Below are 26119 nucleotides of genomic sequence, written 5' to 3' on the forward strand. Positions count from 1 at the left end.
CCCCCGCCGGTGGGCGAACACTCGGGTGCCACAGGCCCCAGCGAAAGCGAGAACGACATGGCAGCGTCTCCGGCCCCCGACCCACGACGCCGAATACATCGCAGACACGTCATCGCGGCCGGGTACGCCATGGTCCTGTGCACGACCGTGGCGGCGGCCTCCCCCGCGGAGGGCGATCCGCACACGGCCTCGGCCAAACCCACCGTCGTACTGGTGCACGGAGCGTTCGCGGACGCCTCCAGTTGGAACGGCGTGATCGAACGGCTCGAACGGCGTGGCTACGCCGTCATCGCCCCCGCCAACCCGCTGCGCGGGCTGCACAGCGACTCCACCTACATCGCGTCCGTGCTGGACAGCGTCAAGGGCCCGATCGTGCTGGTGGGGCACTCGTACGGCGGTGCGCTGATCGGTTCGGCCGCAGAGGGCAACTCCCGGGTGAAATCCCTGGTGTACGTGTCGGCCCAGATGCTCGATGTCGGCGAGAGCGGCATGTCCCTGTCCGCCAGGTTCCCCAGCGAACTCGCCACCGCCACGAGGTCCGTCACCTACCGGGCCGGCGGCATCAGCGGCACCGACCTCTACCTCAAGCCCGACAGGCTCCACCAGGTCTTCGCCGCCGACCTGCCCGAAAGCACCGCACGAGTCCTGGCGGCGGCCCAACGGCCCGCAGCGACCACCGCGTTCTCGGAAAAGGCCGAGGCAGCCGCCTGGAAGCACATACCGTCGTGGTTCCTGGTCGCGAAACAGGACAAGGCCATCAACCCCGACCAGGAACGCTTCGAGGCAGGACGTGCGGGTTCGCACATGGTGGAGATCGACTCCTCCCATGTGGCCATGATCTCCCATCCGGAGGCGGTCACCGATCTCGTCCTCCAGGCGGCCGAGGCGGCCGGCCCCGGCCGGTCCGCGCTGGCCACCACGGGGACCGGCCATGACGAGCGGGCAGAGACCGCACTCGCAGGCATCGCCGCCGCCTCGCTGATCACGGGCACCGGGGCCGTCCTCCTGGGCCGCCGGCTGAGGCGCACGCCCCGTACGCCGTCGGGCGGGTGATCCTCGACCGGCCGGCAGCTGCCTCCGCGATGGACAGGCTCCGGCTCCGCGGTGCCGGAGGGGAGGGCCTGCCCCGCTCGGCGGTCTCGCGGAACCCGGCGGACCTTCGGCCGCGGCGAATCACTCATGGAACAGATCCGGTGACGCCACGCTCCTGTCCGTGCAGAAAACGCGCCTCGACACAGCTCGGATCCGGGCGGCTCGCCGGGTGGTCGACCCGGTTTTCCTCGACACTCCGCTGTACCGCTGCGAGGCGCTGGAGCCCGGCCTCGGGTGCACGGTGAGCATCAAGCTCGAAACGGCGAACCCGGTCCGCAGTTTCAAGGCCCGCGGCACAGAGTTGGCCGCGAGCCTGCTCGCCGGGCACGGCTCGCGAGCGGGCGGCGACCGTCGCGCGGTACGACGGCATCCGGCTGCTCGAAGACAGTCTGGACATCGAGACCTGCGAGGGCGCGGCGACCATCGGCCTGGAACTTGTGGACACCGCGCCGTCGTTCGACACCGTCCTGATCGCCCTCGGCGGCGGGGCCTTGGCCACCGGCGTGGGTCATGTGGTGAAGACCTTGGTGCCCGGAGTCGAGGTGATCTGTGTCCAGCCGCCGGGCGCACCGGCGCTGACGCACTCGTGGCGCCGACGGCGTGTCGTCGCCACCGGGTCGACCGACACCATCGCTGACGGCGTCGCGGGCCGACGCCCCATCCGGGCCGTCCTGGACGACCTCCTCCTGGTCGCCGACGATGCCGTCCTGGTCCGGGAGGCCTCGATCATGGCCGGTATACGGATGCTCCTCGACCACGCCGGCCCCGTCGTCGAACCGTCGGCCGCACTCGGCATCGCGGCGATGCTCGAAGACCGTGACCGCTTCGCCGGCCGACACGTGGTCACCGTCGTGTGCGGCGGCAACGTCGACGTGGACGCCTATCGGCGCTGGGTCGGTGCGGCTCCCCTCCACGGGGATTCGGTTTGACGCTTTCGGCCCGGCAGAGGAAGCAGCCTGCCGCTCCAACACTCGCCGTCGGCATCGTCGGGTCGTCCCAGGCGGATGTCAAAAGCGTTCTCCACCAATGCCAGGACACTGTGAAGGGGCGCGACCTGGCCGGGGATGAGCCCAAGGGGTCTCATGGCGTCATCAAGTCTCGCCGGGTCCTGCCCGGTCGGTTCGATCGCCTGGAGAGTGTGGAAGTCGGCGATGATCTCGCCGCCCACCGCGTGCTTGAACCAGTACATCGGTTTCTCGTTGTGGTGGAGCACGACGGCCTCAGTGCCCACGGAGACATGACTCAAGATCTTTTCGTCGAGTCCGTGCACGCCGCCCTGTTCCCACGCCCACGTCCACGAGCCGTCGACACCGCTGGTGACGACGGGTTCCTCGTCGTCGAAGAAGTCGTCGCCCAAGTCGTCCGAAAGGTCTGCGGAGTTGCGAAGTCCCAAGGTCTCCGGATCCACCCCCATGCGGGTGAGCAGCTCAGCAGGGCGCAGGTTCCGCACGAAAGTCAGCGTGTAGACGGGGAAATCGCCCTCTCGGAACAAGTCCAACCCGCGGCCTTCCACTGTTCTCGTCATGCCGTGGATGCTGCCACACCGCACGCCACACGGCCCCATACCGTACGACCGCCGGAAGGGGCCGATGCGATGTCCGGGCAAGGGCCCGGCAGGAAGGCCTGGACAGGGTCCGGAAACCCGAGGCTCGTCACCGCCGGAGGACAACGAGCGGCAGAAGCCGCGACCCGCGGCCCCGGCCCAGCTGAGCGGCCCCGAGACACGGAACGAAACGTCGACGCGACGGCTACCGGTACGGCGCCGCAGGCCGACCGAGCCGCTGAGCCGCTGAGCACGGACTTCGGCAACGCACGGCGGTTCACACCGTTCCTGACCGCGGGGGCGGGGTGCCCGCCCGGCCGCAGCGGGTCATGAGTGGAGCGCGAGGTACGGGGCGAGCAGCAGCAGCGTGCACACCAGGATCGTCTTGAGTTGGCGGGCGGGGACGGCGTGGGCGATCTTCCAGCCGATCAGCACCCCTGCCAGCTCCGGAACACCGACGATCAGGACCAGCGGCCAGTCGACCGCGTCGGTCAGCACGTAGCCGACGGTGCCGACCGAGGCGATGACGACGGACTGGGCCTGTGCGGCGGCGAGCGCCGACAGGACGGGGACTCCGCAGACGACCAGGAGCGGCACGCTCAGCATCGGGCCGCCGAGCCCGAAGAGCCCCGCGGCGGCCGAGACGGCCAGGCCCAGCGCTGCCGCGCGTGCCGTGCCCACGTGTGTCGAGGCAGCGTCGTCCGCTCCGGCCCGGCGCTCGCGCATCCAGACGAGGACCGCGGTGGCGGCGACCGCCAGGGCGAGCAGGATGCCGAATCCGCGGCCGTCGACCGCGTGGTTGAGCAGGACGCCCACGGGGGTGCCCACGAGCGCGGTGGCGGCGAGCAGCATCGCCGTCCGGCGCGTTCCGGGGTCGCGCAGTTGTCCCGACCGTATGTAGGCCGTGGTGCCGACGAGGCCCGTGGCGACGTGTGTGGCGATGGCGGTTCCGGCCACACCTGCGGGAGACAGACCGGCGAACAGGAACATGCCGATGGTGGGCAGGACGCCGCCGGGGCCGACGGCGGTGATCCCGATGCCGCCCGCCAGGCCGAAGAGGGCCAGGACCAGTGCCGTGTACGCGTCCGTCTGTGTCAGCCAGTCCATCGCGGCCCCCGCTCCAGGACCGTGCTCAGCGTCAGCCGGTCGGCGCGTATGCGCAGCGACTCGGCATCGACCGGGCGTCCGTCGGACAGGTGCGTGAGCCTGTCGATGGCGAACAGCGGCGCGCCGACCGGGATGCCGAGCAGGGCGGCGGTGTCGTGGTCCGCGGTGATCGCGTGGACGGTGATTTCCGCGTACCCCAGGGGAGTTCCGGTGGTCTCCTCGATGAGATCGAACACGTCGCGGCCCGCGAGGTCCTTGTCGAGCAGGGCCGTCCCGATGTCCGGGGCCAGCCAGGTCGTGTCGACCGAGAGCGGTTCTCCGTTCAGTCGGCGCAGCCGCTCCAGGTGCACCGCGGGGCTGCCGTGGTCGAGGCGGAGCCGTTCGAGGGCGGAGGCCGGCGGTGCGGGCACGAGGCATGCCACGCGCACCTCGTTGCGGAGGTCGCCGTGGTCGGTCAGGGTCTGGGCCAGGCCGGTGAGCCGGTCGAGCCGGTGACCGTACTTGACGGTCACGACCTGGGTGCCCACCCCGCGGCGCCTGGTGATCAGTCCTTCGCCACGGAGCAGGTCGAGGGCCTCGCGGACGGCGTTGCGCGAGCTGTCCAGGCTTCGTGCCAGGGCTCTCTCGTCGGGGAGGCGACCGTCGCCGAACGCGCCGTCGACGATCTGCTGGCGCAGCATGTCGGCAAGTCGTCGGGCGCGTTGAGCGCGGGAACCGGAGGAGGTGTGGTGCCGGTGGCGGTCGTGGCCGCCGTGGTTGGCCTGCTCGTTCTCATGCGGTCTCACGGCACCGCTCGCCTCCCGCGCTCCGGCCGCTGAGGGCCTGTCCGGAAATGTGGGGGGCGACGCTACCTCCGCCGTGTTACGCCGGAGTTACGCCACCCTGCCTGACCTGCGGATACGTCTGACCTGCGGCGATCTGAGGGGTGGAGGCGGCAACGCCGGGCGCGGGGTTCGAGGGTCTCCGGGCGGGTGGGCGATTCGCCAGGCGGGGTCTCCTCGTCCGAGCCGGGCGCGGTGGGGATCCACCACCGCGAATACGCAGGGCGAGTGCCGTCGGGCGGCGGTCCGGCTCGGTGGCGAGGCGGGCCCGGCCGTACGCCCGTCCCCCGGGGGGTTCACGAACGACAGACCTGTTTACCTAAAACCTTTAGGTACATGCATAATGGGTATAGCCGGTTTGGAGAAAGGCTATGGAAGAGGAGGAAAGTCATGGCGAGGGCAGGACTGACGCCGGAACGCCTGACCCTGGCGGGGGCGGAACTCGCCGACGAGGTCGGTTTCGATCAGGTGACCGTCTCGGCGCTCGCCCGGCGGTTCGACGTCAAGGTCGCGAGTCTGTACTCGCACCTGAGGAACTCCCAGGACCTCAGGACCAGAATCGCGCTGTTCGCCCTGGAGGAACTCGCCGACCGGGTCGCCGATGCCCTGGCCGGGCGTGCCGGCAAGGACGCCCTGGCCGCCTTCGCGGATGCCTATCGCGACTACGCCCGGGAGCACCCCGGCCGCTACGCCGCCGCCCGGCTCAGGCTCGATCCCGAGACGGCGGCCGCCAGTGCCGGGGTACGGCATGCACAGATGACGCGGGCGATCCTGCGCGGCTACGACCTGACGGAGCCGGATCAGACGCACGCGGTCCGGATGCTCGGCAGCGTGTTCCACGGCTACGTCAGCCTGGAGCTGGCCGGAGGTTTCGAGCACAGCGCCCCCGACGCGCGGGAGTCCTGGGTCTGGATCGTGGACTCCCTCGACACCCTGCTGCGGAGCCGCGCCGCCCACTGACCGGTTGAGCGGCCGCGCCGCCCGAGGCGGTCCACCCCGCCGGGCACCGGCGCATCCCCACCGAAACAACGTTGAGCGAGGCCGAGGACATGAACACCGAGCACGACTGGATCACCACACCCGTGACCGCAGACATGCTGCGCGGCCACCTCGATGTGGAGTCGACAGCACACGGGCTGCTGCCGCACCGGCTGCCCGCCCGCTCCCGTCGGCAGATTCCCGACAATCAACTGGCCGTGGCCGAGGCCCAGCCCTCCGGCGTGCGGCTGGCCTTCCGTACCCGGGCCACGATCATCCATCTGGACGCGTTGCCCACCAAGCGGGTCCACCGGGGTTTCCCTGCCCCGGCCGACGGCGTGTACGACCTGCTGGTCGACGGCCGTCTCACCACCCGGGCCACGGTGGCCGGCGGCAACGTGCGCACGATCACCGACATGGTCACCCAGTCCTCCGAGCTGTCCGAGGGGCCCCCGGGCACCGCCCGGTTCACCGGCCTGCCCGGGCACGACAAGGATGTCGAGATCTGGCTTCCTCATACGGAGGCGACCGAGCTGATCGCCCTGCGCACCGATGCCCCCGTGGAACCCGCCCCGGATCGTGGACGCAGGGTGTGGCTGCATCACGGCAGTTCCATCAGCCACGGCTCGAACGCCACCCACCCGACCGCCATCTGGCCTGCCCTGGCGGCCGCCAGGGGTGGAGTGGAGCTGGTCAACATGGGGTTCGGCGGAAGCGCGTTGCTCGACCCGTTCACCGCCCGCGCGATGCGGGACACCCCCGCGGACCTGATCAGCCTGAAGATCGGCATCAACGTCGTCAACGGCGACGTGATGCGGCTGCGTGCCTTCGGCCCCGCGGTGCACGGATTCCTCGACACCATCCGTGAGGGGCACCCGACCACGCCGCTGCTGGTCGTCTCGCCCATCCTGTGCCCGGTCCAGGAGGACACCCCCGGCCCCCTCGTGCCCGACCTCGACGGCGGGACCTTGCGGTTCAAGGCCACGGGCGATCCGGCCGAACGCGCCGCCGGGCGCCTGACGCTCAACATCATCCGTGCCGAACTCGCCCGGATCGTCGGGCAGCGGGCGGCCGACGACCCGAAGCTGCACTACCTCGACGGCCGTCACCTGTACGGCGAGAGGGACTACGCCGAATTCCCGCTGCCCGACGAGGTCCACCCCGATCCCGAGGGGCACCGCCGCATCGGCGAGAACTTCGGACGGCTCGCATTCGGCGACGGCGGCCCCTTCGCCACCAGGACCGGCTGAACACACCGCTCCGGGCTCCGGGCCCCGGGCGAGGATGTCCGTGCGTCGGCCCGGGGCAACGGCCGACGCGGTGAAAGGCCGCTCGTTCAGCAGGCGTTGCTGCCGCGGCCCGCCCCCCTGCCCGGTGCGTCGGCGGGGCCTTGTGGATCACCCGTCGCCGGGAGGGAACCCGGTGAGTCGTGCCGTCGTCCTCCACGACGGGTCGTCTCGGGGAGGTCATGCGGTGGACAAGCACACCGGCATCGTCACGCCACTGCCGGAGCTGCTCGGGCAGCATGCCCGGCGCCTCGGGGACAAGGTCTGTTTCCAGGACCGGCTCAGGCGTGTGACCTACCGGGAGCTGGAACGCAGGACCGCCCGGCTGGCCGGTCACCTGACGGAACTCGGCCTGGCACGCGGCGACCGGGTGGCCGTACTGCTCGGCAACCGCGTCGAGGCGGTCGAGAGCCTGCTCGCCGTCACCCGGGCGAGCTGCGTGGGCGTGCCCCTGGACCCGGGGAGCCCGGAGGAGGAGCTGACCCGCCTGCTGGACGACTGCGGGGCACGGGTGCTCATCACCGATGACGCCCGTCTGACGCGGCGGCGCACGCTGCCGTCCCTGACCGGGCTGACCCTGGTGGTGGCCGAAGGCGGGGACGAGGGCGCGGCCGGGAAGTCGCCTTCGTCCGCGGACTCCGAGGAACCGACGGACGAGGCCCGCGGCACCGGGGGCCGTCCCGACGCGGGCGGTGTTCTGCGGTACGAGACGTTGGCATCCGTGGAACCGCGGACGCCGGCCCGGGACGACCTCGCCCTGGACGAAGTGGCCTGGCTGCTCTACACGTCCGGCTCCTCCGGCACGCCCAAGGGCGTCCTGTCCACCCAGCGCAACCGCCTCGCGCCGGTCGCGGCGGGCCTGATCGGCGTCCTGGGCCTGTCCGAACAGGACCACGTGCTGTGGCCGTTGCCCCTCCATCACGCGATGAGCCAGATCGTGTGCTTCCTCGGGGTGACCGCGGTGGGGGCGAGCGCGGTGCTGCTCCCCCGCTTCACGGTGGCAGGCGTGCTCGGCGAACTGCGGCGTCGGGACGCCTCGTTCACCTTGCTCGGCGGGGTTCCGACCACGTATTCGGCGCTGCTCGACGCGGTCCGGGGCGAGGACGGCGGCGGTCTCGGCGCGCCCGCGCTGCGGGGCTGCGTGAGCGGCGGCGCCGCGGCGGGCCCCGGGTTCCGCGCGTCCTTCGAGGCGATCTGCCGCGCCCCCTATCTGGAGCACTACGGCAGCACGGAGGCGGGGCCGGTCACCATGTCGGCGCCGGGCGAGGAAGTGGCGTCCGGGACGTGCGGCCGGGTACTTCCCGGCACCCGGGTCCGGGTCGGCGGGGGCCCCGACGGCCGGGACACGGGCGAGGGCGAGTTGTGGGTCAGCGGGCCCGGGGTCATGGCCGGCTACCACGGCAGGCCGGAAGCCACCGCGGCGGTGCTGCGCGACGGCTGGTTCCGTACGGGTGACCTCGCCGTGATCGATGCCGCCGGTGAACTGACGGTCACCGGCCGGGCGAGTGATCTGGTCATCCGGGGCGGAGTGAACATCCACCCCGCGGAAGTGGAAGCGGTGCTGCGGCGGCTGCCGGGGGTGGCGGACGCCGCCGTGGCCGGACGTCCGCACCCCGCCTTCGGCGAGGTGCCGGTCGCCTATCTGGTTGCCGGGCCCGGTGGCGGCGCGCTGGACAGGGGGAGCGTCCTCGCCGCCTGCCGTGCGGAACTGTCCGCCGCCAAGGTGCCCGTCGAACTCTTCGAGGTGGCGGACCTGCCCCGTACCGCCTCCGGGAAGGTCCTTCGGCGGGACCTCGCCGGTCTGCCGGCGCGGGCGCTGGGCGCGCAGGCCGCGGGGAAGCCGTCGGAGGACCTGCTGGCCCTGGTGCGGGGCGAAGTGGCGGCCGTGCTCGGCTGTGCGCCTCGGGCGGTGGAACCGGGCACGGCACTGCGGGACCTGGGCATGGACTCCCTGACGGCGACGGTGCTGCGGGAGCGGTTGTCGGCGTTGACCGGCCTGCCGCTCTCCGAGGCCGTCGCCTTCGACTTCCCCACGGCCGCCGCGCTCGCCGCCCACCTCGGGGAACGGAACGCCACCGCGCCGGACGGCCTCGGGCCGGTGGGCCGGGAATCGGCCCGGTCGGACGACGACCCCGTGGTGATCGTGGGAATGGCATGCCGCTATCCCGGAGACGTGAGCTCTCCCGAGGACCTGTGGCGACTGGTGGCCGACGGGAGGGACGCCATCGGCCCCTTCCCCACCGACCGGGGCTGGGACACCCGGGCGCTGTACGACCCCGACCCCGGTCGTCCCGGGCGGACGTATGTGCGCGAGGGCGGATTCCTCTCCGGTGTGGACCGCTTCGACCCCGGCTTCTTCGGTATCTCCCCCCGCGAGGCGCTGGCCATGGACCCGCAGCACCGGCTGCTGCTGGAGGTGGCGTGGGAGGCCTTCGAGCACGCCGGTCTCGTCCCCGGAGCCCTGCGCGGTTCGGCGACCGGGGTGTACGTCGGGCTGATGTACAGCGACTACGCCCGCCGGCTGACGAGTACGCCCGAGCAGGTCGAGGGGTACCTCGGCCTCGGCAACGCCGGGAGCGTCGCCTCGGGTCGTATCGCCTACACCTTCGGGCTCGAAGGTCCGGCCCTCACCGTGGACACGGCGTGTTCCTCGTCCCTGGTCGCCCTGCACCTGGCGGCCCAGGCGCTGCGCCGGGGCGAGTGCGCCTTCGCGTTGGCGGGCGGTGCCACGGTGATGTCGGGGCCCTCGTCGTTCGTGGAGTTCAGCCGCCAGCGGGCGCTGGCTCCGGACGGCCGCTGCAAGGCGTTCGGGTCGACGGCCGACGGCACGGGGTGGGCCGAGGGCGCGGGCATGCTGCTGCTGAGCCGGTTGTCCGAGGCGCGCCGCGCCGGGCTCCCGGTACTGGCCGTGGTGCGCGGTTCGGCGGTGAACCAGGACGGAGCGAGCAACGGGCTGACCGCACCGCACGGCCCGGCGCAGCAGCGGGTGATCCGGCAGGCGCTCGTGGACGCGGGGCTGGACCCCGGGGACGTCGACGCGGTGGAGGCGCACGGCACCGGCACCCGGCTGGGGGATGTCATCGAGGCGGAGGCGTTCTTCGCGGCGTACGGGCGCCACGCGCGGCGACGCCCCCTCCGGCTGGGCTCGGTGAAGTCGAACATCGGCCACACCCAGGCCGCCGCCGGAGTGGCCGGTGTGATCAAGATGGTGCAGGCGATGCGGCACGGTGTGCTGCCGCGCACGCTGCACGCCGACGAACCGACCCCCCGGGTCGACTGGTCGACGGGACGGATCGCGCTGCTGGTCCGGGCGGTGGACTGGCCCGCGACGGACCGTCCGCGCCGGGCGGGGGTGTCCTCGTTCGGTATCAGTGGCACCAACGCCCATGTGGTGCTCGAAGAGGCTCCGGCCCACAGGGGCGGCGCATCGCCGCATGCCGCGACGGTCGGCGGTACCGCCGGAACCGCGGCGGTGGCCCTCCCGTTGTCGGCGAGGAGCGTGCCGGCGCTACGGGCCCAGGCACGGCGGCTGCACGACCGTGTGGCCGCGTCCCCCGATGTGTCCCCGGTGGACGTCGGGTACTCGCTCGCCACCACGCGTGCGGCCTTCGAGCACCGGGCCGTGGTGGTGGTCCGTGACCGTGCCGGACTGCTCGGTTCCTTGCGGGCGCTGGCGGAGGGCGGCGGACGACCCGGAACGCGCACGGGCACGTCCCGCCACCGGGGCCCGCTGGCCGTGCTGTTCACGGGTCAGGGCAGCCAGCGCGTCGGCATGGGCCGTGAACTGTACGGAGCACGGGATCTGCATCCGGTCTTCGCCCGTTCGTTGGACGAGTGCTGTGCCCTGCTCGACCCGCTGCTGCCGGTGCCCCTGCGGGAGGTCATGTTCGGCGGGCCCGGTACGGGGGCGGTCGCGCTGCTGCACACGACCCGGTTCGCGCAGCCGGCTCTCTTCGCCCTGGAGACGGCCCTGTTCCGGCAGTTCGAGGCTTGGGGGGTGCGCCCCGCTGCGGTGGCCGGACACTCGGTGGGCGAGGTGACGGCCGCGCATGTCGCCGGGGTGCTGTCCCTCGCGGACGCGTGCACGCTGGTGGCGGCCCGGGGGCGGCTGATGGACGCGCTGCCTCCGGGCGGTGCGATGGCGGCGGTGGCCGCCGGTGCCGACGAGGTGGCCGCCCATCTCGCCGGGACCGGCCGCGCGGTGGAGATCGCCGCGGTCAACGGGCCCGCCTCGGTGGTCGTCTCCGGCGACGAGGCGGCGGTGCGGGAGACCGCCGCGTACTTCCGGGAGCGAGGCCGTTCGGCGACGTCCCTGCGGGTCGGTCACGCCTTCCACTCCGCTCGGATGGAGCCCGTGCTCGACGACTTCGCGAACGTCGTCCGGCGGCTGTCCTTCGCCGCGCCGCGGCTGCCCCTGGTCACCGCCGTGCAGGGCCGGGCGGCCACCGACGAGGAGCTGTGCACACCGGAGTTCTGGGTGGACCATGTCCGCCGTCCGGTCCGTTTCGCCGATTCGGTGGCCCACCTGGGTGACCGGGGCGCGGCACACTACGTCGAGCTGGGGCCGGAGGGGGTGTTGACCGGCCTGGTACGAGAGTGTCTCGCCTCGTCCGGACCGGCTGCGGCCCGCCCGGGCGCGGACGCGACGAGCACGGACGCGGCGGGCCCGGACGCGGCGGGCGGCGGCGCCTCGGGCCCGGCGCCGCTGGTCCTGCCGACGCTGCGCAAGTCGCGGCCGGAGACGGACGCCCTGCTCGACACACTGGCCGCGCTGCACGCCCATGGCCTGCCCGTCGACTGGCCGGGTGTCCTCGCCGGGCGCGGCGGGCGACGTGTCGCACTGCCCACGTACGCCTTCCAGCGCCGCCGGTACTGGCTGGAACCCGCCCCGGTGCACGCGCCCGCGCCCCCGGCGGCCGAGCCCACCCATCCGTTCCTGCGGTCGGTCACCCGCACGGCCGACGACGACGGTGTGCTGCTGAGCGGGCTGCTCTCGGTGCGCGACCATCCGTGGCTCGCCGACCATGTGGTGGCGGGGGAAATCCTGCTGCCGGGGACCGCCTTCGTCGACATGGCCCTCCACGCCGGTGCGGAGGCGGGCACGGCCGTCCTGGACGAGCTCGTCCTGACCGCGCCGCTGCCCCTGGCCCCTGACGACCCCGTCGAACTGCAGGTGAAGGTGGCGGGCGCGGACGACACGGGACGGCGGACCGTTTTCTTCCACTCCCGGACGCGCACTCCGGCGGGCGGGTGGTCCTGGCTCCGGCACGCCGTCGGCACCCTTTCGCCGCCGCGGACTCCCGCGGACCGGGAGGCTCCCGCCTCCGGGAGCGGTGACGCGCCCCGGCCGCACGCGTCCTGGCCGCCGGAGGCGGCGGCGCCGCTGCACGCCGACGGTTCGGGGACCGGACCGTACGAGCGACTGGCCACCGACGGGCTGCGTTACGGCCCCGCCTTCCGGGGCATGCGTGCCGCCTGGAGGCACGGGGAGGAGTTGTACGCCGATGTCGCGCTGCCCGAAGCCGCCCGGGCCCCGCGCCCGGTAACGGACGGCCCGGAATTCGTCGTGCATCCCGCGCTGCTCGACGCGGCGCTGCACGCCCTGGCCCTGGACAGTCTTGTCACGAACGGTTCCGGGACGGCGGGTGCGGCGGCCGACGGGTTGTCCCTGCCGTTCGTCTTCGGCGGAGTGCGCGTACACGCCACCGGCGTACGGCGCTTGCGGGTGCGGATGGCCCCCGGGCCCGACGGGCGGCCGGGGGTGGAGCTGACCGACGAGACGGGCTCACCGGTGGCGACGGTCAGTTCGCTGGCGCTCCGGCCCGTTCCTCGTGCCGTGTCGACGACGGCGGACGAGGTCGCCGGTGCTCTCCACCGGACGGACTGGGTGCCGCTGTCCCCGCCGCCCTCCCCCGTGGCGCTGCCCCGCTGGGCTGTTCTGGGCACGCCGGGCACGCGACCGGTGGAGGCCCTCGCCCCTCCGGGCTCCGGTGTCCCGGTGTACGCGGGCCCGGCGACGTGCGACGCGTCGTCGACCGTCGTCGTGGCACCGTGCCCGTCGCCCGCCACGACCGGCGGCGCACAGGACCGGGCCGCCGCGTTGCTGGCGGCGGCGGACCGGACGCTGGAGCTCGTGCGGGAGTGGCTGGCCGCACCGCAGCTGTCCCGTTCCCGTCTCGTCCTCGTGACGACCGGTGCCGTCACTTCCGCGGACGAGGGGCCCTCCCCGGACGGTGCCACCGGTCGCGCGGGTGACGGCCGGTCCGGCGGGACGGCGTCCGTGCCGCCGCACGCACCGGTGTGGGGGCTGGTCCGCTCGGCGGTGCGGGAGAACCCGGGCCGCTTCGCCCTGATCGACGTCGACGAACACCCCGAATCCTGGAGCGCGCTGCCCGCCCTGCTGGCCGCCTCGGTACCGGAGGCGGCCCTGCGCCGGGGGGCGGCGCACGTGCCGAGGCTGGTACCAGTGGCCGAGGCGACACCGAAGCCGAAGCGGCGGTCGCTCGACCCGGAGGGCACCGTCCTGGTCACCGGCGGCACCGGTTCCCTGGGCATGCTGGTGGCTCGGCACCTGGTCGCCGCCCACGGAGTCCGGCATCTGCTGCTCGCCGGGCGCCGCGGGCCGGATGCTCCGGGCGCCCGGGAACTCGTCGCCGAACTGGGTGGGGCGGGCGCCCGGGTGACCGTTCGCTCCTGCGACGTCGCGGACCGGGCAGCGCTCGCCGCCCTGCTCGACGCGGTTCCGGCGGCCCACCCGCTGACCGGTGTGGTGCACACCGCGGGGGTGCTCGACGACGGCGTCGTCGCGGCGCTCACCACCGACCGTCTGAGGCGGGTGCTGCGCCCCAAGGCGGACGCCGCTCTCGCTCTGCACGAGCTGACCCGGGAACACGACCTCGCCGTGTTCGCGCTGTTCTCCTCGGTGGCGGGTACCTTCGGCTCCGCCGGACAGGCCAACTACGCCGCGGCCAACTGTGTGCTGGACGCCCTGGCACGACACCGCGTGCGGCTGGGACTGCCCGGCACCTCGATCGTCTGGGGCCCCTGGCAGCAGGACGACGGCATGATGGCGCACCTCGGCGACGCGGACCGGCAGCGGATGGCCCGCTCCGGGTTCGGCCCGCTCGGACCGGAAGAGGGTCTTGCCCTCTTCGACGCCGCCGTGGCCGGTGACGAACCCGTGGTGGTGGCGGCCCGCCTCGCCCCGGCCGCTCTGCGCGGCGGCGAACCGGTGGCGAACCGGCCCCGGACGTCCGCCGCCGACGCGGGCGCCGGGGGCGCGGACCGGCTCCGGCGAGCGCCGGCGACCGCTGCTTCAGACGGGCGCGGCGAGGTCGTGCTCACACGGGTCCGGGCCCTCGCGGCCCGCGTCCTGGGCCACCCGGAGGGGGCGAGCGAGATAGACGAGGACGCCCTGCTGGCGGACTTGGGGCTTGACTCCCTGGCCGCGGTCGATCTGCGCAACGAACTCGCGGAGTGGACGGGGCTGGCACTGCCGTCCACTCTGCTGTTCGACTTCCCGACGCCGCGCGCGCTCGCCGCCGAACTGACGCGGCGGTATGCCGCCGAGGCGCCTGCCGTGAACGCCGCCCCCGACGGTCCGGCACGGCCCGCGACCGCCGGGCCGCCACGCTCCTCCGCCGAAACGGCGGGGGACGGCGCGGGGGACGGCGCAGGAGACGGCCCGGGGAACGGTGCGAAGGACAGCGGGGAGGACGGCGCGGGAGACGGTCCGGAGGGGGTTGCCCGGGTGCGGGCCGTCGACGCGCCTCCCACCGGGGAAGCCCCGGACTCCCTGGGAGCGCTCTTCCGCACCGCGTGCGTCCGGGGACGGATCTGGGACGGCATGGTGCTCCTCACCGTCGCCGCGCGCCTGCGCCCGGTCTTCGACAGGACCGGGGCGCCCGGCGCGACGCACGAACCCGTCACGCTCGCCGCGGGCGGCACGGGGGCCCGGCTCGTCTGCTCCCCCGCTCTCAGCGCGCTCTCCGGACCTCAGGAGTACGCGCGCCTCGGTGCCGGACTGCGAGGGCTGCGGCCTGTTTCCGCGGTGCGGCACCCGGGGTTCGGGCCCCGGGAGACTCTGCCCGCCACTCCGGACGCCCTCGTCACCGCCCAGGCCGCCGCCGTCCGCGCGGCCGCGGCCGAAGGCCCCCCGGTGTTGCTGGGGCGGTCGGCCGGTGGCTGGGTGGCCCATGCCGTGGCCGAGCGTCTGGAGTCCGAGGGCTTCGCCCCGGCGGCCGTCGTCCTGGTGGACACCTATCCTCCCGGTCACGGCGACCGGGGTCAGGCGCTCTCCTCGATGACGTCGGACATGCTGCGCCGGGCGGCGGAGTTCGCCTCCGGCGACCCCGACCGGCTCAGCGCCATGGCCGGATACTTCGAGCTCTTCGGTGGCTGGAAACCCGCGCCGCTCGCCTGCCCCACCCTGTACGTGCGGGCCCGGGACCTGCTGCCCGGCGCCGAACCCGCCCCGGACTGGGGCCTGCCGCACGCCGAACTCACCGTGCCCGGAGACCACTTCACCATGCTGGAGGAACACGCCCGTACCACCGCACTCGCCATCCATCGATGGCTCGTCGAGCGGGTCTGAGGACGTCCCGGGAGAAACGCGGGCGCGGGCAGGGGCGTGGACGGCCGGGTGTCCCCGGCGGTGGAGGGAGGCGCAGAAGTCTCTTGCGCCCGGTGATCCTCCTGGAGTGGGCTGTCTCCCATGAAGAAGAGAAGCATTGCGGCACTGACCGCGGCCCTGACCGTGGCCCCCCTGCTCGCGACGGGTGTGCCGGGGCAGCATGCGGTGGCCGCCGACGCCGGTGCCGACGGTTCCTCGTCCCGCACCGGGTCGACGCTCCTGCGCGGAGTGGACCTGGACACGGTGACGATCCCCGAGTTGCAGGCGCGCATGAAGCGCGGCTCCCTTACCTCGTCGGAGCTGACCCTGTCGTACCTCCGGCGGATCAAGGCCATCGACCCGAAGATCGACGCGGTGCTGCGCACCAGCCCGACGGCCCTGCGTCAGGCGGCCGCCAGCGATGTCAGGCATCGCCTGGGAAGGACCCGCGGTCCGCTCGACGGCATCCCCGTCCTGCTCAAGGACAATGTGAACACCCACGACATGCCGACGACGGCGGGGTCGTCGGCGCTGGCCGGAAGGCCACCGGCCAAGGACGCGGACCTGGTCGTGAGGCTGCGCGCGGCAGGCGCGGTGATCCTCGGCAAGGCCAACATGTCCGAGTGGGCCAACTTCCGCGCGGAGAAGCCGACATCGGGCTGGTCGGCGGTGGGCGGGCAGACGAACAACCCGTACGTCCTGGACAGGAATCCGTGCGGGTCGTCCTCCGGTTCGGCCGCCGCGCTCGCCGCGTCGTTGGCACAGGTGGCGATCGGCACCGAGACGGACGGTTCCATCGTGTGCCCGGCCGGGATGAACGGAGTCGTCGGCCACAAACCCAGCCTGGGGCTGGTCAGTCAGTCGGGAGTCGTCCCGATCTCGGCCGAGCAGGACACGGCAGGACCCATGGCACGCAACGTCATCGACACCGCGATCACCCTCTCGGTGCTCAGCGGCGACGGTGCCTTCGGTCCCACGGACGCGGCAACGCGCCCCGGCGGCCTGCGCGGCAAGCGGATCGGCCTGTGGCGGCTCCCGTCGCTCGGCGCCGGGGTGGACGCCTTGATGAAGCGGACCGCGGCACGGCTGCGTGCCGCGGGGGCCCAGGTCGTCGAAGTGACGCCGCCGTACCAGGACAGGCTCGCCGCACTTGAGTTCCCGGCGCTGCTGAGCGAGTTCCACCGGGACATCGACGCCTACCTGTCCACCCGCAACGGGCCTCGCGACCTCGCCGGGCTGATCGAGTTCAACCGCACGCACCCGGCCGAGCAGACCTGCTTCGCCGGTCAGGAGCTGTTCGAGCAGGCCCTGGCCGCGCCGTCGACCGAGGATCCGCGCTACCGGGCCATGCGCGCCGAGTTGAAGGACCTCTCCCGGCGGTCCATCGACGAGACCATGGCCGCCCATGACCTGGACGCCATCGCCTCACCGGCGAACCCGCCCGCCTGGACGACCGACTGTGCGCGGGGCGACAACGACGTGATCCCGTCGTCCACACCGGCGGCCGTCGCCGGGTACCCCTCGCTGTCCGTGCCCGCCGGGTTCGTCGGCGAGTTGCCGGTCGGCCTGCTCCTGATGGCCGGCGACCGCCAGGACGCCGCGCTGCTGTCGCTGGGCGCGGCGGTGGAGCAGCGGTTGCATGCGTGGCGGGCACCGCGGTACCTGCCCTCGGTGGCGTCCGACGCCACTCGGTGAGGCGGTCGGCGACGGCGCCGCCGCCCGTCGGCCGGCGCCGTCGCCGAACCGCGCGCTTCCGGGATTCCGGTGACCGCCGCCGAGCACGGTGGTTCCCGGAGCCCGTGTCCCGTGGCCGACGGCCGGTGGGGCTCGTGCGCCGGGCATCACACCTCCGTCGAACGCGCTGGTGATCGCGTCGGCCCGGGGCCGGTGACGGGCGCGATCCAGGTGCCGGCGGTGGACGGTGGGGGCGGGCCGAGGGGCGCCCCCACCGACGGGGGACGAGGGGCGACACCGAAGCCCCGGCCCCTCTTCCTGCTGCCCGGCCATGTGCCCGCGCCGCCGGCCCACCCACCTCGCGCCGCCCCGGACCAGGAGGTATCCGTACGCGTCGGGACCAAGCGCGGGTAAAGTGACGGGCCGAACCACCGGGGAGGGCCCGATGCGGACACTGTCGGGGAGACGGAGACAGGGACGGACGGGGACGTTCGGGGCGCGGGCGGGCACGGCGCTCGCGGCCCTCGTACTGCTCGGCGGCGCCGGAACGGCCGTCGCGGCCGAACGGAGCACCGAGTCGGACGCCACGGCGATGCCCACGGCGACCGCCACCACCGCGTCGTCCGGTCGACTCGCCGACAGCGCAACCCAGTCCGGACGTCTGGCCGAGGAACTGCGCAAGGACCCGGTCTACGTCTCGGCCGGACGTCCACGTGAACTGCCCCGCTCGCTCGCCCCGGACATCGCCGCCCTCGCCGGGCGCACGGGCGTACCGACCTACGTGCTGGCGCTGCCCGCGGGCGACGCCACGCTGCTCGCGCTGGTGCACGACCGGCTCGGCGAGAACGGCCTGTACGTGCTGATCGGTGACCACAGCAGCGTCGTCGCCTCCGCGTTCGGCGTCGACGTCCCGGTCGACGAGGCCCGCCGCGTCGCCCTGTACGGCACTCCGTACGGGGCCGGCCCGCTCGCCGCGTTCGAGTCCTTCGTCGACGCGATCGCCTCCGGCCACGACCGGGCCGCCGCACAGGCCGACGAGTTGTACGACCGTTACCACGAGGACGGCAAGCCCGACCTGTACATCAGCTCCACCGACCGGCAGAACCAGAACCTGCTGCTCGGCCTGGCCGTAGTGGTGCTCCCCGGCCTGGTGCTGGCCCTCGGTATCCGGCTCTCCCGCCGCCGCCCCGGTCGGCCGCGGCCGGCCGGGGAGAAGACGGCCGCCGTCTCGAAGCCCGCGGCCGTCACCCTGACCGAGAACACGGTCGTCGGCCGGGGAAGGGGCTCCGGCAGGACGCGGGTCGAGGGATCCGGCAGGGCCGCGGTGAAGCCGAAGGCCCAGGCCCGCACCACCTGGCCCGCCACCCGCCGACGCGGCGTGCTGCCGGTGACGGCGGTGGCGACGGCGGCCGCCGCGGTCGCCGTGGTGCTGGCCGCGCCCACCGTCTTCCCGCAGACCGTCGACAGCCCGTATCTCGACGTCACCCAGGGCGACCTGGACGCCAGGGTGGAGGAGGTCGCCGCCGGACTCGCCGCCGGACCCGTCTACCAGGACCCGTCGACCGCGAACGTACTGACCTCCGCCGACCTGCCCGCGATCCGGCGGCGGATCGCCGAACTCGCGCCCAACGGCCCGGTGCACGTGCTGGTGACACCGACCGGCAGCGACGACGAGAGCGGCGGCAGCAGCGGCGTCCTGCTCGCCCGGGTCCACCAGCGCACCGGCCAGAACGGCGTCTACGTGCTGATCGATCCGGTGTCCGGCCGGATCGACCTGGACACCTTCGGCACCGGCCAGGACGCCTCGCGCCGCTTCACGCGCCTGCCGTCCACCGTCCGCTACCCGGAGTACCGCGGCGACGGCGACCTGCGGGTGGTGCCACGCCTCGGCCAAACCCTGGACGCCGTCGCCACCGCCCGGCCGGAGAAGGGGTACGACTCCGCGCCCCGCGACACCGCACTGCCCCCGCTGCGCGACAACCGGCTGCCCGGCTTGTTCAGCAACGACTTCGGGCCCGGGATCATGCTCGGCACGATGCTGCTGGGCGCGCTGCTGCTGATCGCCTGGCTGATGATCGCCATCGCCCGGGCCCTGTCGCGGTCCCGCCGCGGCCCCGCGGCCGACCCGTCACCGCCACAGCACGCCGGGCCCCGGCACGGCACGGCGCTGCCGTCCGTCCGCCAACTGCGCGCCTGGGCCGGCGCCGACGTCCGCGAACTCACCGGCCGGCTGGCCGCCGCCGGTCAGGACGCGCCCGGCCGCGCCCGCGCCTGGGACTGCCTGGACGCCGCCGAACTGCTGGCCGACACCGGCGACGAACGCTCCGACCGTGCTGCCGGGGCGGGCGATCTGGCCGCCGTCGCGGTGCTCGCCCAGGCCGGACTCGCCGCCCTCGGAGGACACCTCCACCCCGCTCTCTGCTGGCTCAACCCGCTGCACGGCGAGGCCACCGGCGGCGGGGTCCCGAGGTGGCTCGCCGACATCGGAACCGGCCCCGGCTCCGGGTCCGGGCGGCTGTGCCCCGCCTGCCGGGACGCGTTGCGCAGCGGCGCCGCCGATCCGGCCGCCCGTGAACGGCTGCTCACCGAACGGCTGCTGCGCCTGCCGGGGGCGGACGGCCGCACCCGGACCGCCTGGCACGAGGCCGGGCAGGTCCTGCCGGCCGCCCGTGAAGGGATCGAAACACTCATCCTCAGGGCCAGGGAGTCCGCAAGTGTCCAGTGACCGACTCACCGGTGACCGCCCGGCCGGCACTTCCCTCGGCCTCGCCGCCGTGCTGCTCTCCGCCCTTCTGCTGGCCTGCGCGGCACTGCTCGGCGTCGGCGCGCCCGCCCGGGCCACGACCCCGGGAACCGGGCCGAGCGCCACGACGATCGCCGAGGCGCTGGCCACCGACCCCGTCTACGTCGACCCGTCCTACGCTGCCGCCGTCAACCCGGCCCAGCAGCAGGCCCTGGCCGACCAGATCGCCGCGACCGGTCTGCCGATCAAGGTGGTGCTGGTGCCCCTGAAGAAGGGCGACGCCTTCGGCGGGGACTCCCGCACTCTCGCCGCGGTGGTCAAGGAACGACTCGGCCTGCAGCAACTGATCCTGATCACCACCAACGAGTACGGGAAGTGGCTCACCGGCACCGAGTGGCCCACCGACGCCCATCAGGCCCGCGACGCCGCCTCCGCCGTCGGCTTCCTCGAAGAGCTCGACGACGCCGGACTGGCCGCCCGGGTCGGCAGGGCCGTGGAACTGATCGAGGCCGGCAACGGCACCGAGGTCTACAAGGCCGAGACCGCCAGGATCGACAGGGAGTACTCGGCCCGGCCCGAGGCCGGGGAGAACGCCTCCGGCTCCTCCTCCGGCGGCGCGTGGACCCTGCCCGCGGTCGCCGCGGTGCTCGTCCTCGCCGCGGGCGGCACCGCCTTCCTGGTACGCCGCCGCCGCTCGCCCGGGCACACCGCCTTCACCTTCCCCGACGCCGTCTTCGCCGCCGAACAGGCCGCCGACGAGGCCGGGCTGCGCCGCCGGGCCGCCGCCGAACTGCTGGCCCTCGGCGAGGCCGTGGAACACGCCGACGGCGCCGCCGTACCGGGCCTCGGCCGGGCCCTGGACGCCTACGACGCGGCCGGCCGGGTGCTGGACACCGCGCGGGGCCTCCCCGACCTCATCGGGGTGCTGGCCCTGGCCGCCGAGGGGCGCTCCGCCCTGGCCCCGGACCCCGCGCTCCCGCTGTGCTTCTTCGACCCCCGGCACGGCACCGCCGTCCGCCGGACCACCTGGCGCCCGCTCGGCCGCCGGGAGCGGGCCGATGTCGCGGTCTGCGAGGACTGCGGCCGGGCACTGCGCGCCCGCCGCGCGCCGCAGGTGCTGGCGGTCCGGGACCGGGGGCGCACCGTCCCCTACTTCGAGGTGCCCGCCGAACGCAGCCTGTGGGCCGCCACCGGCTACGGCTCCCTGCTGTCCGGACCCGACGACTCTCTCGCCTCCCGGATCGGCGTCGGCGAGTTCAGTCGCGCCCGGCAGCAGTCCGAGGACCACCGCGGCGCGGCCGAGGACTGAGCCCGACGTGCCCTCCGGCGAAGCGCACCCGCCCCGGGACGGCCGGAACGCCGAGGGGCGGTGTCCGTACTTCCCCGCTTCCCCCTGCGCCGGTCCCGGGCCGAGCGTGTGGTGGCGCGATCGGCATGACGCGCCGTCGCCCTCCGCGTTCGGGGCGGCCGGTGACGGCCGGGCGACGGCACACGGCCTAGAGTGGCTCCTCATGGAGATACCCGGTCTCGGGACCGTCGTCGAGGACGATGACGATTCCTACATGAGCGATCCGATCACCGTGCCGGTACTGGACGACACGGAGTGCCAGTTCATCGTGGTCGGCTACGACGACGATGACGCGCGGGAGGACTTCCACACGGCGATCGACGCGTTTCTCGCCCTCGACGCCTCGGCGTTGCGCGCGTCTGCGCCGTTCGTCTTCGCCTACTACCAGGACGTCCGGGCCGGTCTGGCCGGTCTCGGCATCGACTGCGACGTGACGATGGACCGCCCCGACGACGTGTGGGACCACATCGAGTTCGGCTGGGAGGTGACGGTCGAGCGGGACTGGTCCGGCGATCGGCAGGTATGCCTGTCGAACACGTCGTCCTGCGGCTGGGAGCGGGAGCACGGCCTTCAGATCGTCTTCCGCGGCGGCCGCGCCGTGACCAAGGCCGGCCCGTTCGACGGACACCTGAGCAACGCGTCCGCCTACGGCCGTGACGACCTCACGGACGTCGTCTACCATCGCGCCGCACCGTGATGAACGCGCCGCCCGGCCCGCCGGCGCACTGATACGGCCGTCCGCTCCGGCAAGGCGACTGAGCTGAAGGAACGCCTCCGCCGGACTCACCGGCGCCCGGCATTGAACTTCAAGCGCAACTGAGTTCAGCGGTTCTGCGTGTGCGCCCGTCGAACGGCGGCCAGCCGACACAAGAGCGACACACACGAACCGGAATGCACCGCCGCCACCCTGTGGTTTGCCGAGGCATGACTGTAGGAGTTGCGCTCAACGCGACCGATGCCGACAACCAGATCGACGCCACCGTCCGCCTCGCCGGAGAAGCCGCGGCAGCGGGGCTGCGTTCCGCCTGGTTCGGACAGACCTTCGGAGCGGACTCGCCCCAACTCGCCGCGATCGTCGGACGTGAGGTACCGGACCTGCAGGTGGGTACCTCGGCGATCCCCGTCTTCGGGCGCCACCCACTGCTCGTCTCCAGCCAGGCCCAGACCGCGCAAGCGGCCACGCACGGCCGCTACCACCTCGGGCTCGCCCTCGGCACCAGGCTCCTCACCGAGGCGGGCTTCGGTATCCCGTTCGAGCGGCCCGTCGCCAGACTGCGTGAGTTCCTCGTCGCGCTACGCCAGTTGACCGAGACCGGCAGCGCCGACTTCCACGGCGAAATGCTGACCGCCACCACACCGGTCCCCGCGCGCGTGCCGGGCGCGGAGGCCGGCGTTCCCCTGCTCGTGGCCGCGATGGGCCCCCAGGCGCTGCGTGCCAGCGGGGAGCTTGCGGACGGGATCCTTCCCTATCTCGCCGGACCACGCGCCCTTGCCGAACACATCGTCCCCGCGGTCACCGCCGCGGCGGAGGCCGCCGGCCGGCCCGCGCCACGCGTCGTGGCACTGGTCCCCGGGGTGGTGACCGACAACACCGACTCCGTGCGCGAGAAAGCCACCGAACAGCTCGCGTTCTACGAACAGATCCCGTCCTACGCACGGGTCATCGAACTCTCCGGCGGTAAGCGGGCCGCTGATCTGGCCGTGATCGGTGACGAACGGAAAGTCGCCGCAGCGGTGCGACGCTACCGGGATGCCGGGGCCACCGAGGTGGTGTTCTCGGGAACGGAGATCGCGGGCGATGCCGATCGGCGCCGTACCTGGGCCCTGCTCGGGCAACTGGCGGACTGACACCCCGCCGCCCGGACGAAGCACGGCGAGCACGGGCGGGCGGTACGGCGGGGTCCGCCGCGGGGTCGATAAAGCCGGAACGGAGAGTTAGTTTGGGACAAGCAACCAAATCAGCCCTCCTTGTCGAGGTGCCCATGTCCGCGACACCCGCGGTGGACCGCGCGGGGCGGCGACGGGCCCGAGTCGCCGCCGAGACATCCCGCCTGCGGTACAGGTGGATCGTGCTGTCCAACACCACGCTGGGTGTGCTGATGGCCACGATCAACGGGTCGATCATGCTGATCGCGCTGCCCGACATCTTCCGCGGCATCCGAATCGACCCGCTGGAGCCGGGGAACACGAGCCTGCTGCTGTGGTTGATCATGGGATATCTGGTGGTCACCGCGGCGTTCGTGGTCACCTTCGGCAGGATGGGCGACATCTACGGCCGGGTCCGCATGTACAACGCGGGATTCGCGGTCTTCAGTGTGTTCTCGGTGCTGTTGTCGTTGACATGGACGCACGGCACGGCTGCCGCGCTGTGGCTGATCCTGATGCGGGTGGCCCAGGGCGTCGGCGGCGCGATGCTGATGGCCAATTCCAACGCGATCATCACCGACGCGTTCCCGGCGGACCAGCGCGGCCTCGCACTGGGCCTGAACCAGGTCGCGGGCATCGCGGGTTCGTTCATGGGTCTGGTGCTCGGCGGACTGCTCGCTCCCGTCGAATGGCGTCTGGTGTTCCTGGTGTCCGTGCCGTTCGGGGTGTTCGGCACGTTCTGGGCGTACCGGAAGCTCCACGACACCGGCATCCGGCGGCCCGCCCGGCTCGACTGGTGGGGCAATGTCACCTTCGCCGTGGGGCTGATCTCGGTGCTCGTGGGCATCACCTACGGCATCCAGCCCTACCGGGGGAACACCATGGGCTGGACCAACCCCGCGGTGCTGGCCGCGCTGCTCGGCGGCGTGGTGGTGCTGCTGGTCTTCTGCTTCGTGGAGACCCGGGTCGCCGATCCAATGTTCCGGATGAGTCTGTTCCGGATTCGTGCGTTCGCCGCCGGGAACCTCGCGAGCCTGCTGTCCGGCATGGGCCGCGGCGGGCTGATGTTCATTCTCATCATCTGGTTGCAGGGCATCTGGCTGCCCCGGCACGGCTACAGCTTCGCCCAGACCCCGTTGTGGGCAGGCATCTACATGCTGCCGCTCACCGTCGGGTTCCTCGTCGCCGGACCGGTTTCGGGCTGGCTGTCGGACCGCTTCGGGGCACGGCCGTTCGCCACCGGTGGCATGATCGTCGCGGCCGGCAGTTTCGTGCTCCTGGCGCTCCTGCCGGTGGACTTCTCCTACGGGACCTTTGCCTCGGTCCTGTTGCTGAACGGGATCGGGATGGGGTTGTTCGCCTCCCCCAACCGGGCGGGGATCATGAACAGTCTGCCCGCGGACCAACGTGGTGTCGGTGGCGGGATGAGCACCACCTTCCAGAACTCGTCGCTGGTGCTGTCGATCGGGGTGTTCTTCAGTCTGATGATTCTCGGCCTGGCCGCCACGCTCCCGCACACCCTGTCCCACGGACTGGTCGCCCAGGGCGTCCCGGCCGACGACGCGGAGCGGGTGGCGGCTCTGCCTCCCGTCTCCGTGCTGTTCGCCTCGTTGCTGGGCTACAACCCCGTCCGGACACTGCTCGGACCCGAGGCGCTCGCGCATCTGCCGGCCGGCCACGTCGCCTATCTGACCGGGCGCGGCTTCTTTCCCGCCCTGATCTCCGGGCCGTTCGCGAAGGGCCTGACCACCGCGTTCGGGTTCGCCGTCGTCGCCTGCCTCGTCGCCGCCGTGGCCTCCTGGCTGCGCGGCGGCAAGTACGTGCACACCGACCGGCCGACCACCGCGGGGGAAGCGGAGTCCGCCGCCCCCGCGCCGCCGGTTCCGGGGACGGCACACGGTGCGATGGCACCGGAACGGGTGTTCGCGCCCTCCGTGTCCCGTGGTCCGTCCGGCGATCGCGACCACGACGCCGCGTCTTCCGTCCCGTCGACGGCCCGTCCCGACGCCGTGCGGGTGGGGGCGGACGGCGAGGGGCACCACCGCGCCGGGGACGCGCGTCCCGATGCGTACACGCTGGTCGTCACCGCGCGTGGCTACCGGCCGGCCGTCTACGCGATGGCGGTCGACGGCGACGGCCGGGCCGCCGCCCCGGGGGCGAACGGGCAGCTCGTCGGCATGGTCTGCGGGCCGGGACGGGACAGTCCGTTGCCCGGCGCGGCGTTGCGGGCCCTCGATCCGGGCGGCACGGTGGTGGCCCATGCCACCACCGGCGGCGACGGCCGGTTCCGGCTGCCCGGCCTGCCCCATGGGCTCGCCGCCCCCAGCGGGCCCGAAACCACGCAGGCCGGACCGGACGGGACGGGCGGCGCCCTGTATCTCAGGCTGGACGGCATCCGCTCATGAACGGGCAGCCGCGCGTGGGGCCCGGGGCCCCGGCTCCTCCCCCGGACCGCGACGAGACCGCGGCGCGCCTGCGGCCGGCCGTGGTACGTCTGGCCCACGGGCTGCGTGCCCCGGCGGAGCGGCACGGCCTGACCCCGAGTCGCCTGACCGCGCTGGGTGTCCTGTCCGCGCACGGTCCCCTGCGGATCGGCGACCTGGCCCGGGGCATGGGCATCGGCAAGCCCAGCGCCTCCCGGCTTGTCGACATCCTGGTGGCCGCCGGGCTGGTGGGCCGTCGTCCCGACCCGCATGACCAGCGCGCCTCCCTCATCGCCCTCACCCCGGCCGGCACGGCAGTTCTGGACAGCATCCGTCGCGACAGCCTCCAGGCGCTGGCCTCCCTCGTCGCCGAACTCCCCGACGACCGGCGCGCCGTGCTCGCCGACGCCGTGCCCCTGCTGGACTCGCTGGCCCGGCGACTGGCGCCCGACTATCTGCCGGCGCATGAGCTCGCCACGCACCCCGGGAGGCGATCGGGTCGCCGGAGGACGGAGGGGACGCCCTCCTGAAACCGTCAGCACGCCGGAGCCGGGCAAAACCGCCTCCGTCGGAACGTGTGGACGCTCCTCGGCCCGAACGGGTACGGCCGCCCGGGGTCGGGGGCGG

14 protein-coding genes and 1 pseudogene are annotated in these 26119 nt (G+C 73.3%); 12 read left to right on the forward strand and 3 right to left on the reverse strand.

The genetic code is table 11. The features are described 5' to 3' along the window. Positions 1–57 precede the first annotated feature (57 nt). A complete protein-coding gene (locus tag ACF1CT_RS32700) occupies positions 58–1053 on the forward strand; it encodes an alpha/beta fold hydrolase (protein WP_391787631.1) in 996 nt (331 codons plus the stop codon). A 160-nt stretch (positions 1054–1213) separates the two neighbouring features. Beyond that, positions 1214–2021, forward strand: a pseudogene (locus ACF1CT_RS32705) (threonine/serine dehydratase). Here ACF1CT_RS32705 and ACF1CT_RS32710 read toward each other — a convergent pair. The 3 genes from ACF1CT_RS32710 to ACF1CT_RS32720 form a co-directional block, all read right to left on the reverse strand. Next, entirely contained in the window at positions 1973–2617 is a 645-nt protein-coding gene (locus ACF1CT_RS32710; RefSeq protein WP_391787632.1) for a DUF6461 domain-containing protein, read from the reverse strand. The pseudogene ACF1CT_RS32705 and the gene ACF1CT_RS32710 sit on opposite strands and share 49 nt — an antisense overlap. A gap of 345 nt (positions 2618–2962) precedes the next feature. Beyond that, positions 2963–3742: a sulfite exporter TauE/SafE family protein gene (locus tag ACF1CT_RS32715; protein ID WP_391787633.1), complete on the reverse strand. Its 780-nt coding sequence runs from the start codon at positions 3740–3742 to the stop codon at positions 2963–2965. Then, positions 3730–4527 carry a GntR family transcriptional regulator gene (locus ACF1CT_RS32720; RefSeq protein WP_391787634.1) on the reverse strand — a complete coding sequence of 266 codons (798 nt, stop codon included), beginning with the start codon at positions 4525–4527 and terminating at the stop codon, positions 3730–3732. Before ACF1CT_RS32720 ends, ACF1CT_RS32715 begins: the two co-directional genes overlap by 13 nt. 426 nt (positions 4528–4953) lie before the next feature. Between ACF1CT_RS32720 and ACF1CT_RS32725 the strand changes: the two genes are divergently transcribed. From ACF1CT_RS32725 to ACF1CT_RS32770, 10 genes are all read left to right on the forward strand, one after another. After that, positions 4954–5523, forward strand: coding sequence for a TetR/AcrR family transcriptional regulator (locus tag ACF1CT_RS32725; RefSeq protein ID WP_391787635.1), 570 nt, complete (start codon positions 4954–4956; stop codon positions 5521–5523). 89 nt (positions 5524–5612) lie between these two features. Beyond that, positions 5613–6791, forward strand: a complete 1179-nt coding sequence (locus ACF1CT_RS32730; RefSeq protein ID WP_391787680.1) for a GDSL-type esterase/lipase family protein — start codon at positions 5613–5615, stop codon at positions 6789–6791. 223 nt (positions 6792–7014) lie between these two features. Beyond that, entirely contained in the window at positions 7015–15420 is an 8406-nt protein-coding gene (locus ACF1CT_RS32735) for a type I polyketide synthase (protein WP_391787636.1), read from the forward strand. Between the two features lie 120 nt (positions 15421–15540). Beyond that, the gene (locus ACF1CT_RS32740; protein ID WP_391787637.1) at positions 15541–17133 is read left to right on the forward strand and encodes an amidase family protein; all 1593 of its coding nucleotides are present in this window, start codon (positions 15541–15543) and stop codon (positions 17131–17133) included. A 424-nt stretch (positions 17134–17557) separates the two neighbouring features. Next, positions 17558–19837 (forward strand): hypothetical protein, encoded by a 2280-nt coding sequence (locus ACF1CT_RS32745; RefSeq protein ID WP_391787638.1) that lies wholly within the window; start codon positions 17558–17560, stop codon positions 19835–19837. Beyond that, positions 19827–21164 (forward strand): hypothetical protein, encoded by a 1338-nt coding sequence (locus ACF1CT_RS32750; protein WP_391787639.1) that lies wholly within the window; start codon positions 19827–19829, stop codon positions 21162–21164. The genes ACF1CT_RS32745 and ACF1CT_RS32750 overlap by 11 nt, the downstream gene beginning before the upstream one ends. 202 nt (positions 21165–21366) lie before the next feature. Then, entirely contained in the window at positions 21367–21900 is a 534-nt protein-coding gene (locus tag ACF1CT_RS32755) for a DUF6985 domain-containing protein (protein WP_391787640.1), read from the forward strand. Positions 21901–22127: 227 nt separating this feature from the next. Then, positions 22128–23051, forward strand: a complete 924-nt coding sequence (locus tag ACF1CT_RS32760; protein WP_391787641.1) for an LLM class F420-dependent oxidoreductase — start codon at positions 22128–22130, stop codon at positions 23049–23051. A 251-nt stretch (positions 23052–23302) separates the two neighbouring features. Further along, positions 23303–25474, forward strand: coding sequence for an MFS transporter (locus ACF1CT_RS32765; RefSeq protein ID WP_391787681.1), 2172 nt, complete (start codon positions 23303–23305; stop codon positions 25472–25474). Continuing rightward, positions 25471–26022 (forward strand): MarR family winged helix-turn-helix transcriptional regulator, encoded by a 552-nt coding sequence (locus ACF1CT_RS32770; protein ID WP_391787642.1) that lies wholly within the window; start codon positions 25471–25473, stop codon positions 26020–26022. Before ACF1CT_RS32765 ends, ACF1CT_RS32770 begins: the two co-directional genes overlap by 4 nt. Positions 26023–26119: the final 97 nt, after the last annotated feature.

Origin of the sequence: Streptomyces sp. NPDC014734, assembly GCF_043083325.1 — a bacterium.
GTDB lineage: Bacteria > Actinomycetota > Actinomycetes > Streptomycetales > Streptomycetaceae > Streptomyces.